This is a genomic window from Enterococcus malodoratus, assembly GCF_027659535.1.
GTDB lineage: Bacteria > Bacillota > Bacilli > Lactobacillales > Enterococcaceae > Enterococcus_A > Enterococcus_A malodoratus.
Genome location: NZ_JAQDPG010000001.1, coordinates 443,440 through 456,807, shown reverse-complemented (window position 1 = coordinate 456,807; position 13,368 = coordinate 443,440). Strand labels below are relative to the sequence as shown.

The 13,368-nt window shown below is 41.5% G+C and carries 10 protein-coding genes and 1 other annotated feature; of the genes, 7 read left to right on the top strand and 3 right to left on the bottom strand.

All coding sequences use genetic code 11. The annotated features are described in order from the left end of the window. Positions 1–90: 90 nt before the first annotated feature. Together PGP85_RS02240 and PGP85_RS02235 are read left to right on the top strand one after the other, a co-directional pair. The gene (locus tag PGP85_RS02240; RefSeq protein WP_270325825.1) at positions 91–537 is read left to right on the top strand and encodes a GNAT family N-acetyltransferase; all 447 of its coding nucleotides are present in this window, start codon (positions 91–93) and stop codon (positions 535–537) included. A 151-nt stretch (positions 538–688) separates the two neighbouring features. Next, a complete protein-coding gene (locus PGP85_RS02235; RefSeq protein WP_270325824.1) occupies positions 689–1,993 on the top strand; it encodes an MATE family efflux transporter in 1,305 nt (434 codons plus the stop codon). 47 nt (positions 1,994–2,040) lie between these two features. Here the strand turns inward: PGP85_RS02235 and PGP85_RS02230 are convergent, their stop codons facing one another. The 3 genes from PGP85_RS02230 to PGP85_RS02220 all read right to left on the bottom strand — a co-directional run bounded on the left by PGP85_RS02230 (position 2,041) and on the right by PGP85_RS02220 (position 6,496). Then, positions 2,041–3,363 (bottom strand): 2-hydroxycarboxylate transporter family protein, encoded by a 1,323-nt coding sequence (locus PGP85_RS02230; RefSeq protein ID WP_010742169.1) that lies wholly within the window; start codon positions 3,361–3,363, stop codon positions 2,041–2,043. Between the two features lie 141 nt (positions 3,364–3,504). After that, on the bottom strand, positions 3,505–5,136 hold the full coding sequence (locus PGP85_RS02225) for a malolactic enzyme (protein ID WP_270325822.1): 1,632 nt from the start codon (positions 5,134–5,136) through the stop codon (positions 3,505–3,507). Between the two features lie 436 nt (positions 5,137–5,572). Beyond that, positions 5,573–6,496 carry a LysR family transcriptional regulator gene (locus tag PGP85_RS02220; RefSeq protein ID WP_090403886.1) on the bottom strand — a complete coding sequence of 308 codons (924 nt, stop codon included), beginning with the start codon at positions 6,494–6,496 and terminating at the stop codon, positions 5,573–5,575. Positions 6,497–6,632: 136 nt separating this feature from the next. Here PGP85_RS02220 and metE point away from each other — a divergent pair, with 136 nt between their 5' ends. The 5 genes from metE to PGP85_RS02195 all read left to right on the top strand — a co-directional run bounded on the left by metE (position 6,633) and on the right by PGP85_RS02195 (position 13,288). Then, positions 6,633–8,876, top strand: a complete 2,244-nt coding sequence (metE, locus tag PGP85_RS02215) for a 5-methyltetrahydropteroyltriglutamate--homocysteine S-methyltransferase (RefSeq protein ID WP_270325819.1) — start codon at positions 6,633–6,635, stop codon at positions 8,874–8,876. Positions 8,877–8,879: 3 nt separating this feature from the next. After that, positions 8,880–9,737: a methylenetetrahydrofolate reductase [NAD(P)H] gene (gene metF, locus PGP85_RS02210; RefSeq protein WP_270325816.1), complete on the top strand. Its 858-nt coding sequence runs from the start codon at positions 8,880–8,882 to the stop codon at positions 9,735–9,737. A 56-nt stretch (positions 9,738–9,793) separates the two neighbouring features. Continuing rightward, positions 9,794–10,019, top strand: a binding site (T-box leader). 49 nt (positions 10,020–10,068) lie between these two features. Then, positions 10,069–11,316, top strand: a complete 1,248-nt coding sequence (locus PGP85_RS02205) for a MalY/PatB family protein (protein WP_270325814.1) — start codon at positions 10,069–10,071, stop codon at positions 11,314–11,316. Next, on the top strand, positions 11,270–12,367 hold the full coding sequence (locus PGP85_RS02200; RefSeq protein ID WP_270325812.1) for a PLP-dependent transferase: 1,098 nt from the start codon (positions 11,270–11,272) through the stop codon (positions 12,365–12,367). The genes PGP85_RS02205 and PGP85_RS02200 overlap by 47 nt, the downstream gene beginning before the upstream one ends. A gap of 24 nt (positions 12,368–12,391) precedes the next feature. Beyond that, positions 12,392–13,288 carry a LysR family transcriptional regulator gene (locus PGP85_RS02195; RefSeq protein WP_270325810.1) on the top strand — a complete coding sequence of 299 codons (897 nt, stop codon included), beginning with the start codon at positions 12,392–12,394 and terminating at the stop codon, positions 13,286–13,288. Positions 13,289–13,368 lie beyond the last annotated feature (80 nt).

The following is a 13,368-nucleotide window of genomic DNA, read 5'->3' as shown; positions in this document are numbered from 1 at the left end:
ATGGTACGTTTAAGCAGCAGTCGATTTTATCGATTGCTGTTTTTTGTAGGATGGGTACGGTAAAATGAGTGCATAGAGGAGGATTACGCGATGGATTTTTTGATTAAAGAGGTGGATGAAACGAATTGGCGGGCAATTGCCGCACTTTCAGTTTCAGAAAGCCAGCGTGGTTTTATCGAAAGAAACGAACAATCGCTATTGGAAGCAGCCTATGACAAATCGCTTCAGTGGCAGCCATTAGCTCTATATCATGATAAACAACTAGTCGGTTTTTCGATGATTGGTGCTAAACAAGGCAATGGTATGTGGCTGGACCGTTTGATGATCGATAGTCAATTTCAAGGGAAAGGTTATGGCAGCTTGTTCATCCCTTTGCTGATTGATTTCATGAAACAGCAGTATGAGATTGAGCGGATTTATTTAAGCGTACATGAGGAAAATGAAAAGATAATTGAGTATTATCAGCGCTTTGGATTCATTGATAGTCAAAAATACGATCCGGAAAACGGGGAGCGGATCATGTATTTGGATTTTTAAAAAATGAGTGATTGCTTTTTCATCGATTCGTTGCTAAAATTAATGAAAAATATGAAGAACTTTTAGCAAAATCGCCGGGTTTTGTTTTGAGTAGCAGTCTGCCCCGTAGGCCAATGGAGGGTAGGATGCTATTTTTTTTGGAGGGAATCACATGAATGAAATCAAAGGATATGTCACACGAAGCGTCTTAAGTACACTAGGGTTGTCATTGTATATTTTAGCCGACACATTCTTTATCGCCAATGGTGTGGGCGTGCTGGGATTAGCAGCCTTGAACATTGCGCTTCCGGTATTCAACCTGCTGACGGGCATCGGCTTGTTGTTGGGAATGGGTGGTGCAACGTTGTTTGCACTGAAGGGAAGAAGCGGCGACTATTTTTCGCAATTACTGATTGTTGGGGGAAGTGTTGGACTTCTTTTCACGGGATTAGGACTCTTTTCAAGTCGTTTTTTGGCGCTGTTATTAGGTGCCAGTGGGGCAACGGTAGGCTTGACGACGATGTATATGCGTTTCATTTTAGTGATGGCGCCTTTTTTCATCCTGAATAATCTATGCCTAGCGTTCATTCGGAATGATCAGAATCCGCAGCTGGCGATGAAGGCGATGATTTTTTCCAGTGTTTTCAATATGCTTTTTGATTATATTTTCGTTTTTCCGCTGAATATGGGCATGGCCGGTGCGGCCTTAGCTACCGTTTTGTCGCCATTACTCAGTTTGGCGATTTTAAGTACGCATCGTAATTTCTCAAAACGGCGGCTTTCGTTGAAATGGGTAAAGCCAAAGCTTAGGACAATTACTAAGAGTATTCAATTAGGCTTGTCCTCTTTTCTGGCTGAAATGAGTACCGGTGTCAGTATATTGGTTTTCAATCAAGTATTGATCGGTTTAGGAGGGGATATCGCCATCGCCGCTTATGGCGTATTGGCGAATATTCTCGTTGTGGCACTTTCCTTATTTACCGGAGTTGCCCAAGGAATTCAGCCGCTGATCAGTCGTGCCGCCAGCAAAAAAGAGACACTGACAATTCAGAAGACACTGACATTTGGCTTGAGAACGAGTTTTATTATGGCAGTTGTTTTGTATCTGATCCTGTTTTTCTTGAAGTATCCGATCATCTCGGCCTTCAATCGGGAGAATGATCCGATGCTGATTCAATTGGCCGCTTTTGGCATTCCGATTTTCTTTTTGTCGTTGTTCGGCTCATCACTGAATGTCGTATTTAGTATTTTCTTTTCAGCCATCGGTCAGGCGAAACAAGCTTTTGCTTTGTCTTTGTTCCGTGGGTATATTTTCTTAGTTCCTTTGGTGATTATACTAGCAGGTATATGGAGATTGACCGGGGCTTGGGTCAGTTTGCCGGTAACGGAAGGACTCACGCTGCTTTTCTCCTTTTATTTTTTACGACAATACCGCAAAACGATCAAAGAACAGGTGATAGTGAAATCAGCAGTGTAACTAAAAAACCACGATATCCTAAAACAGGACATCGTGGTTTTTAGTTATTATGAGAACAGCTGCATCAAGAATCCAGAAATAATCAAGACGATAGCGCCGCCTAAACGGTTCCCCATTTGGGCAAATGCGATTAGTTCCATTCTGTTTGCGGCGGATAATACGGCAACGTTCCCCGTTCCGCCCATCGAGTTGTTACATAATCCAGCAGTAATTGTTGATTCGATTGGGTACAATCCGAACAGACGTCCCACGAATCCAGAAACAAGCGAGATTACGACAACGCTGGTCAAACATAGAACAACAAATTGCCAAGTTAGAGCAGAAGCTAAAACATTTAAGTTTAATAAAGCAATACCGATACCAGCAAGAACTGCAGCAGTTAAGTTCTTAACGATTAAATTATTGAACATGATGGCTGCATCTTCATAGTATTCAGGTAGGATATTCGTAATTTTACAAATAACTACGATGATGATCATGAACGCATAAGCGTGAATTTTTGGAACGAAGAAATTGCAGATTTGACCTAAGATGAAGAAAGTCAATGCAACCATCAAACCAACACCAAGCTGTGCAATATCAGGTTTTACTTCGCGCGGTTTGCCATCGCCAAGATCACCTTTTTCCATCAATTTACCGTTACCGTTCAATTTAGGTAATGATTGACCAGCACGAGCAACTAAAGCTGCACCAATAATCGCCAAAACATTTGTCATAGCAGTTGCAGGAATCAAGCGAGAGATGATCGAAGAAGCATCTGTCCCCAAAACATGCGCATAAATGGTTGATAATGGCACCGCACCGGCACCAACACCGCCAGCCATAGCAGGTAATGAAATATATAAAACAGAGTTTGCAAAACCGTTACCAATCAGCATACCGACAAGTCCTACAGCAAAGAAAGAGACGACCATTGAAATAAGAGCAACAGGAATAAAACGAACAGAGGCCTTCATCAATAATTTGCGGTTCATACCAAGAATACTACCGGTAATCAAAGCAGCAATATAAAAATCTAAGAAACCCATATTGGTTACAAAGTTTTCAGTTGATTTGACGACTGCGTCAGGCAGAATGCCAAAAGTCGCAATTGCAGCAGAAGCGAAGATCGCAAAGACCGAACCGCCGCCTAAATAACTTTTTACGATTGGAATTTTGTTGCCGATAAAATGGAATAGGTTCCCAAAAATTACTAAGATCGCAATTGGACCGATCATATTAGTTGGTAATTTACCTAAAGCCATCGCCACGATCAATACAACGACCATGATTAGATAGATCGGCAAACTAACGCCAGTGATTTTTGTTGACCAGAAGCTGGTCTTTTTTTCTTCAACCGGCATCGCAGTTGATGTTTCTTTTTGTGCCATTTTAAAAGATCCTTTCTTTAGTAAAGCTATGTTTGAAGCATAAAAAATGGGGAGTAGAAGACGATCTACTCCCTCATTTAAGAGAGTTATATCTATTTTATCTAATGAACCAGTCAATGAGAGAGGGATGAATGGTTGGAATTAGTCTTTATATTCAGGAATCCATTTAGCCGCTTCAACAGCTGCTTTAACATCGGCGATTTCTTCGCGGTTCAATTTTTGATCAACCACAGATCTTACAACTGTTTCAGCAATAATTTGAGAAAACTCAGTAATTTTTGCTACTGGAGGCAAGATAGATGCACCAGGTTTTGTTACGTCAACGATTCCGCCTAATGCACGGCTAGCTTGAGAAATGATTTCGTCATTTACTCGAGTAGAAGTTGAAGCAATTAGTCCTAAGCCTAGACCAGGATACATTAATGCATTGTTGGCTTGGCCGATTTGGTAAGTAACACCATTGTATTGAACATCGTCAGCAGGAATCCCTGTACCGATCAATGCTTTGCCGTCTGTCCAATTGATCAAATCTTCCGCAGTTGCTTCCGCTAGCTTAGTAGGATTTGATAAAGGCATAATGATTGGACGAGGTGTGTGTGCAGCCATATCTTTAATGATTGTTTCGCTGAAAGCACCTGGTTGTGTAGATGTTCCAATCATGATTGTTGGATGAATTTCCTTTACAACTGCTTCCAAGTTTGTTAAGTCAGCACTATTAGTAAATTCAGAACGTTTTCTAGCAAATGGGATTTGTCCAGGTGTTAAGCCTTCTGTGTCTTCAAATAATAGACCTTGTTTGTCGACTTGATAGAAGTGTTTGCGTGCTTCTTCTTCAGGAGTTCCTTGGCGAACCATTTCTTTTAATAGGATATTGGCGATACCGACACCGGCTGTACCAGCACCGAATGTCAAGATTGTTTGGTCTTTCAATGCTTCGCCAGAAATATTTAATCCACCTAAAACACCAGCTAATACGACAATCCCAGTACCTTGGATGTCATCGTTGAAGGTCGTGATCTTGTCTTGATATTTTTCTAAAATGTTTGCGGCATTTCCGCGGCCGAAATCTTCCCAGTGTAATAAAAGTTCAGGGAAAAGATCTGTTGCTGCATCAACAAATTGATCGATAAAGTCATAATAAGTATCGCCTTCAACACGAGCATGGCTGTTACCTAAGTAAAGCGGGTTGTTTAATAATTCTTCGTTATTTGTACCAGCATCGATAGATACAGGCAATACTTGTGCAGGGTTGATACCCGCAGCAGCAGTGTAGACCATTAATTTACCAATGGCGATATCTACACCGTTGACACCCCAGTCGCCCATACCTAAAATTCCTTCTGCGTCAGTAACAACGATCAAACGGATGTCGCGGCCGTCAGCAGCATTTTTCAAGCTGTCTTTGATGCTTGCTGGATCATCGATTGATAGGAAAGCAGCATCTTGCGGTTCAACGAAGATTTCATTATATTGTTCGATTGAGTCAGCAACGACTGGATCATAAACGATTGGCATGAATTCAACTAAGTGTTGGCCCATCAATTTGAAAAACAATGTTCGGTTTGTATTGAAGATATTCATTAAGAAAATACGTTTTTCTAAATCTGATGGTTTGCTTAAATATTGTCCGTAGGCTTGAACGGCTTGCTGCTCTAAAGTTTGAACTGTGCTAGGCAGCATACCAGTGATTCCGTATTTTGCGCGTTCTTCTTTTGTGAACGCCGTTCCTTTATTTAAAAATGGGTTGTTTAAACGATTTAAACCTGTAAGCATAAGTAAATCCTCCTAAATTTTGATTGCATGAGCAGTATAAAAGGAGAGCAGGTTCATAGTCAAAACATTGGGTAATGATAAATATTATTTATATGAAGAGTTATGAAAAGTGGAAGATTTGTGTTGGGAAAATACGATTATATAGTAGGAAAAGATCGTTGTTTAGAAGGAATTAATTTTATATACTAGCAGTTTGTTTGGACATTGAACGCGTGGGAAAACAAGGTTTAAATAACGATGATTTCGATAGATGGATTTTTTTGTGGTTGATAGGGAATGTAGGATATTGTGTTAACAATAAATTGGTAATGGTGATAAAAGAGGAAAAATAGGCATGATAAACGATTTTAGTCTAAAGGATAAAACTAAATTTATTTTAAAACGATTTTTATTTAACGGACAATCGTTTGTGTATTAAAATAACTGTTTGATGAGTCTAAACAATTATGTCAAAGCCATATCCGCGAATGTGTTCCTTGAGCAGCTCCAAATATTTTTGAGCTACCGGAGAAAGTTCCAGTTGCTGCTGTTTGATCCAACCGAGCGTGATTACATCGTCATATTCTAGGGGAATGGCCACGATTTTGTCATCGTTCAACTCACTACTAATAATACCGGAACTGATCGTGTAGCCATTTAGTCCAACCATCAGGTTAAAAATGGTGGCGCGATCGCTGACTTTGATGTTCTTTTTTCGATCCCAAGTACTGAGAATTTCTTCGGAAAAATAAAAAGAGTTGGTTTCGCCTTGCTCATAAGACAGATAGGGATAATCTTCAAGATCCGCCAATTTTAGTGATTTTTTGGCAACGAGCGGATTGCTGCGGCTAACAAAAACATGCGGCTTTGCTTCGAAAAGCGGGGTGAATTCGAGTCCCTTTTCTTTGAACAATTTAGTTAATACTTGCTGATTGAAGGAATTCAAATACAAAATTCCCAACTCACTTTTGAAGCTAGCCAGATCATCAAAAATATTTTCCGTTTCTGTTTCACGTAAGGTGAATTTGTATTCATCGGCATTTACTGTCCGCAGCAGCTCTACAAAAGCGTGTACCACGAAAGCATAATGTTGGGCAGAGACCGAAAAATTTTGTTTACGGAGCGGTTCATTCTTAAATTTTTCCTCCAACAAATTGACCTGATCCAAAATTTGGCGGCAATAGATCAGAAATTCACGACCCTCTGAAGTGGGAATGATCCCCTGCTTATTTCGCACCAGCAGCTGCACCTTCATTTCACTTTCCAGTTCTTTTAGTGCGTTGGACAAGCTTGGCTGGGTTAGATATAAAGCTTTGGCGGCCTCGTTGATCGAACCTTTTTCAATAATTTTCTCAAAATAAATCAGTTGTTGTAATCGCATATTTCCACCTCGCTTTTTTTAAGAGTATAACGGAGGTTATAGGTATTGGCTATAACTAGTTATTACTTTTTTCAGTTATTCAAGCAAAAAAATGCGTGCTATTGTGTTCCGTAACACAACTGGAGGAGGAAAAAATATGAAAACAACGATTATCGGTTTCCCGAGAATTGGGGAAAATAGAGAATTAAAATTTGCTACGGAAAAATATTTTAGAAATGAGTTAACGATTGATGAATTAACGGATTTTGCGAGAGAACTGCGACAGAAGCATTGGGAGTTGATCAAGCAAAGCGGTATTGACGGAATTCCCAGCAACGACTTTTCTTTTTATGACACAACCTTGGATACAGCTTGCTTATTAAATATCATTCCGCAAGAAGTAACGACATTGAACCTAGCCGAAAGTGAGAAGTACTTCGCTTTGGCTCGTGGCTATCAGGGAGAAAAGGGGGATGTCAAGGCAAGGCCGATGAAAAAATGGTTCAATACGAATTATCACTATATCGTGCCAAAAATTGAGAAAGAGACACGTGTCTTTGTCAGCGGCGACAAAATTTTTAAGGAATATCATGAGGCCAAGGCCCTGGGGATTGAGACACGGCCAGTAATTATCGGACCTTATACGCTGCTACAGCTCAGTGAGTTTGAGCTGGGAACGGATCAGCAGAGAATCACTGATGAGCTGATTGCGGCTTACAAAGAAATTTTTGAAAGACTTGGCGCTTTAGGCGCTGAATGGATTCAATTAGACGAACCAAGTCTAGTGAAGGATGTAACAACCGAAGAGCTGGCAGAGTTTAAAGCCATTTATGAAAAATTACTGACGGAACCTCAAATAAAAGTTTTGCTGCAAACGTATTTTGGTGATATTCGTGATGCTTACGAAACAGTTATCGCACTGCCATTTGATGGGATCGGCTTGGATTTTGTGGAAGGACGCAAAACGCTGGAATTAGTGAAACAAGGTTTCCCAAAAGACAAACTATTATTCGCCGGCATCGTGAACGGAAAAAATATTTGGCGCAATAATTACCAGCAGACGATTGAGGCTCTTAAAAAAATCGAATCTAAGCAGCTGGTACTGACTACTTCATGCTCTCTGCTGCATGTACCTTTTACGACTGAGAATGAAACTTTTTCAGCAGAAATCAATCAGCATTTCGCTTTCGCGAAAGAGAAGCTGGCAGAACTTGTAGATATAGCAGATATACTAACTGGAGCAAAAGACGTGTTGCAGGTGAATCAGAAATTGTTTGCTGAAAGTCGATTTACAGAAAATCATGCCGTACAAGAAAAAATCAACGCTCTAACAGAGAAGGATTACACGCGGCAACCAACCTTCGAGCAGCGGGAAACTATTCAGAAATCAGCTTTTGATTATCCGGTATTACCGACTACGACGATCGGTTCATTTCCGCAAACAAGAGAAGTCAAATTAACACGAGCAAAATACAAGCGGCAGGAAATTAGCGAAGAAGCTTACGATCAGTTTATCGCTCAGCAAATCAATGACTGGCTGGAATGGCAAGAAAAAATTGGGTTAGATGTTTTGGTTCACGGGGAATTTGAACGGAATGACATGGTGGAATACTTTGGACAAAATCTGTCGGGGTACCTATTCAGCAAGAACGGCTGGGTGCAATCTTACGGTACCCGCGGCGTAAAACCACCGATCATTTGGGGCGATGTGGCTCGCGAAAAACCTATCACGGTGAAATGGTCGACCTACGCGCAAAAACAAACGGACAAAATCGTGAAGGGCATGCTGACGGGCCCCGTTACTATTTTGAATTGGTCATTCCCACGGGAGGATATCAGCTTGAAGGATTCGACGCTGCAAATCGCTTTGGCGATTCAAGAAGAAGTCCTTGATTTGGAGAAAAATGGGATTCGAGTCATCCAGATTGATGAAGCCGCATTGCGGGAAAAATTACCGCTGAGAAAAACCGATTGGTACTCTGAATATTTGGATTGGTCGATTCCAGCCTTTCGATTGGTTCACAGCAAGGTGCAGGCAGCGACCCAAATCCATACGCATATGTGCTATAGCGAATTCACCGATATTATTCCGGCGATCGATCAAATGGATGCGGACGTGATTTCTTTTGAAGCTTCCCGCTCGAATCTCGGAATACTAGACGAACTGAAGCAGCAACATTTCCGAACAGCAGTTGGTCCAGGTGTTTATGATATCCACTCTCCACGAGTGCCTGCAGTAAATGAAATCAAACAGACGATCCATAAGATTCTGGCGAAAGTTCCTCTGGAAAAAGTCTGGATCAACCCTGATTGCGGCTTGAAAACACGCGGTATCCCGGAAACGACCGCTAGTTTGACCAACATGACGGAAGCGGTAAAGCAAGTCAGAGAGGAATTATAGCCTATGTCTAGTACGATTTCCTTCGAAGTTTTTCCGCCCAATACGCAAATTGGTGCCGAGAAACTTTTCAAAACTTTAAAGGAGCTAAAGCAGCTGCAGCCTGATTTTATTAGTGTCACCTGCAGCAATAACCGTCAAACGATTGAGGAGACTACGCTGAAAGTTGCGGATTATATTCATAAAGAACTAAATGTTCCGACAATCGCCCATTTGCCGGCCGCGTATCTCAGTCAAGCACAGTTGGTCGAACTTGTAACACAGCTTGATCAGATCGGGATCAATCAGATATTGGCTTTGCGGGGAGATATTCTTCCCGATTTGCCGCCAAAAAAGGATTTTGTCTATGCTAGTGATTTAATCGATTATATGAAAAAGGTGGCGCCGCATTTTCATATCAGCGGAGCTTGTTATCCGGAAACTCATCCCGAATCCCATAATCGCGTGGAGGATATTAAAAATCTAAAACATAAGGTTTCTGTCGGTTGTGAGCAGCTGATTACTCAGTTGTTTTTTGATAACGAACTGTTTTATCAATTTCAGGAATCCTGCTATCTAGCGGATATCAAAGTCCCGATTTTAGCGGGGATCATGCCGATTGTTAATCGCAATCAGGCGTTGCGGCTGATCAAGACTACGAATACAAAATTGCCACGAAAATTTTTGGCTATTTTAGAAAAATATGAGCACGATCCGATCGCGCTAAAAGAGGCGGGCTTGGCTTATGCGATCGATCAAATCGTGGATCTGTCCACGCAGGATGTGGCGGGGATTCATCTCTATACGATGAACAATGCCGACGTCGCCAAACATATTTGCCAGAATACAAAGAACGTATTGAACGGCCAAATCAAGGCAGGTTAATTTAAAGTTTCATTTGACAAAGATGGCACAATGATTATAATTAGATTAATTTAAATAATAGAACGTTGAAGAGAAGAGTAATTGACGCTGCTTGATACAGAGACCTCGGCTGGTGAGAAAGAGGATAAGGCAAACTCAATGAAGATGAGCTCTGAGTTTTCTAACGGGTTAACGCTTGTTAGACGGCAGTGACCGTTACCCCACCGAGTTTCTTTTTGGAACTGTCGAGGTATTTTATATAATACGAATTTGGGTGGTAACACGGTCTGATCCGTCCCTTTGTCGAATGACAAAGGGGCGTTTTTTGTTTTTAAGGAAAAGGAGTGAGCACATGGAAGCCGCGAAATTTATTCAGAAGTATTATCGAAAAAGAAAGGGTACCGATTCATTGAAATGGGACGCGCTGCAGGAGCGTTATGACAATGCGGATTTAACCCCGCTTTGGGTAGCGGATATGGATTTTGCGGCGCCTGATTCGGTTCAAGCCGATTTGATCGCGAGAATGACTCATGGTGTGTTCGGTTATTCGCTAACACCAGCGGATTATTTCTCGACATATCAGGAATGGCAGAGTCGGCATGAACAGACGATCTTTCAAGCAGAGTGGCTGCATTTTACAACGGGAGTCGTTCAAGGAATTCATGATTTGATCGCATGCTTCACCAATGTAGGGGATCAGATTATTATTCAGCCGCCAGTCTATTATCCTTTTTTCGATGTTGTGAACAATCAGCAACGACAATTGATTACCTCAGAGCTGGTTGAAACAGAGGCTGGCTATCAGATGGACCTTGAACATTTTGAACGGCAATTGATTGAAAATGAGATTAAGCTGTTCATTCTTTGTTCGCCCCATAATCCAGTTGGACGGGTTTGGACAGAAGCAGAGCTGAAGGCGATTCTTTCTCTGTGTCAAAAATATGATGTACTGGTCATTTCTGATGAGATTCATTCTGATTTGATTTTACCGGGGCATACTTTTATTTCAGCACTGACGATCGCGACGGAACTAAATTTTTTGGATCATTTAATTGTCTGCAATGCGCCATCAAAAACTTTTAATTTAGCATCCTTGCTGAATGCTCATATTTGGCTGCCGGATCAAAACTTGCGCAAGAGATATGAGAAATGGGAAGAGCTTTATCGACAAACAGGAATTAGCGTGGTTGGGCAAACAGCCGCTCGGGCTGCTTATAGAACAGGCGATGAATGGCTGGCTGATCTGTTATCGGTGATAGAGGGAAATTATCAATTGCTGACGCAGCGATTGACGAAGCAAATTCCTGAAATAAAAATCAGCGAACTTCAAGGAACCTACTTGGCTTGGCTCGATTTGAGGGCTTGGTTGCCTAGTTTAGACATGAAACGCTTTATCCAGGACGAAGCAGGCTTAGCGATCGATTATGGAGAATGGTTTTCGCCTGAGACTAAGGGTTTTATTCGTATTAACTTGGCGACAAGTCCAGAAATCATAGAAACAGCAATCAGAAATCTAATCAAACTTGATCATAAAATTAGGGGAGGCAATCAATATGGGGTATCAGACAGCGACAGAATTAGCACAAATCGGCAATCATAAGGACGATCCAACGGGAGCGGTATCCGCACCGATTTATTTATCAACGACTTTTTCTCATCCGGGGTTAGGACAGAGTACCGGCTATGATTATACTCGTACGAAAAATCCCACCAGAGATATTTTGGAAGAGGCCTTGGCGAAGTTAGAAGCAGGAAGTCAGGGAATCGTGACAAGCTCCGGTATGAGTGCGATCCAATTAGTTTTCAATTTGTTTCCGGCGAAAAGCGAATTTTTAGTTTCTCGTGATCTTTACGGCGGCAGTTATCGCTATTTCAAAGAGCTGGAACGACAGAATTTTTCTGTGTTTCATTATTTCGATGATTTTGACAGCTTAGAAAGTCAACTAACTAAAAAAATCGACGCCGTATTTTTGGAAACACCGACGAATCCTTTAATGCAAGAAGTTTCGATCGCTGATACGGCCAAACTGGCTCATAAGTACCAAGCTTGTCTGATCGTAGACAATACATTTTCTACTCCGTTGAGACAACAGCCGCTAAAGGAAGGTGCCGATATCGTCGTTCATTCTGGTACGAAGTTTTTAAGCGGACACAACGATTTGCTGGCGGGGGTCGTCGTTGCGAAGGAGCCGGATGTAGGAGAAAGATTGGCTTGGTTGAGCAATACGACCGGACCAACGTTATCAAGTTTTGACAGCTGGTTATTCATTCGCAGTTTAAAAACCTTGAAAATCCGCTTTGAACAACAGGAACGCAATGCGCAGGAAATCGCCAAAGCTTTAAAAGATTTTCCGCAGATCGAAAAAGTATTGTATCCCGGCATCGGCGGAATGATCAGCTTCTATGTCAAAGACGCGAGTAAAATCAATCACTTTTTAGCAAATTTGAATTTGATCACGTTCGCCGAAAGTTTGGGCGGAGTGGAGACATTGATCACTTATCCGACTACTCAAACCCATGCTGATATTCCAAAAGACCTGCGAGAATCCTATGGGCTAACAGATAATTTATTACGTCTTTCGATTGGTATAGAAGATAGTCAAGATTTGCTGAGTGATCTGGCTCAAGGCTTTGGCGCTTTTGAAGAGTAAAAACGTGAGACAGGAGAGGTGAACATGAACTTACAGCAATATCGCTATGTCCAAACGATCGCTACGGTTGGAAGCTTCAGTCAGGCGGCGAAAGAATTATTTGTGACTCAACCCAGTCTTTCCAGTTCCATCAAGGAGCTGGAAAACGAGTTGGACGTACAATTGTTTCATAGGTCAAAATCAGGTGCGTGCCTGACGGAAGCTGGCAGTGATTTCTTGACCTACGCTAAACGAATTTTAGCCCAGGTTGAAGAAATGGAAAAGCATTTTTTGTTGGGAACTAAGCAGAGTTTTACGGTGAGTTCCCAGCATTATGATTTTCTCTATGAACCGTTTATGAAGGTCGCAGAAAAATTTCAGTCAGTTTGCCAAAATTTCTATTTGAATGAAACAACCACCAAACGAATTCTTGAAAGTATCCGCGATTTTGAAAGCGAATTGGGGATCATCTATCTTAATCAGCAAAGTAAACGAATGCTGGAACGCTATTTCAATCAAGAAAGTCTGAACTTTGAGGTTCTAGGTAATTTTTCAACGCATATATATTTGGGCGCTCATCATCCACTTGCGGCTAAAGAGGTAATAACAAAAGACGATCTGTCGGCATATCCGCAGGTTCGATTTATTCAAGAAGATCACGGATCAGCCTATCTGAACGAAGACCCCATCGGTATATCCAAGGAATGCTCGAACTACTACACAAATGATCGAGGCACCTTAATGAATTTATTGGCCGCTTCAGATGCTTATGCCTCTGGTCTTGGAATAATCAAAGGATTAACCAAAGATCAGATCGTTTTGCGTCCGTTGGAGGATGCGGACCAGCACTCTCTGGTAGTAATAAGCAACCGGATGCGCAAACCAACTGAGCTTGGCACTTATTTTCTAACGGAACTAAAGAAGACATTGCAAGAGAAGTGATGCATCATAATAAAAAGCAATGAATAGTCATAAGAAATCTCAATTAGGCAAGCAAGTTAGCAGCTGGTATAGTTGATTTA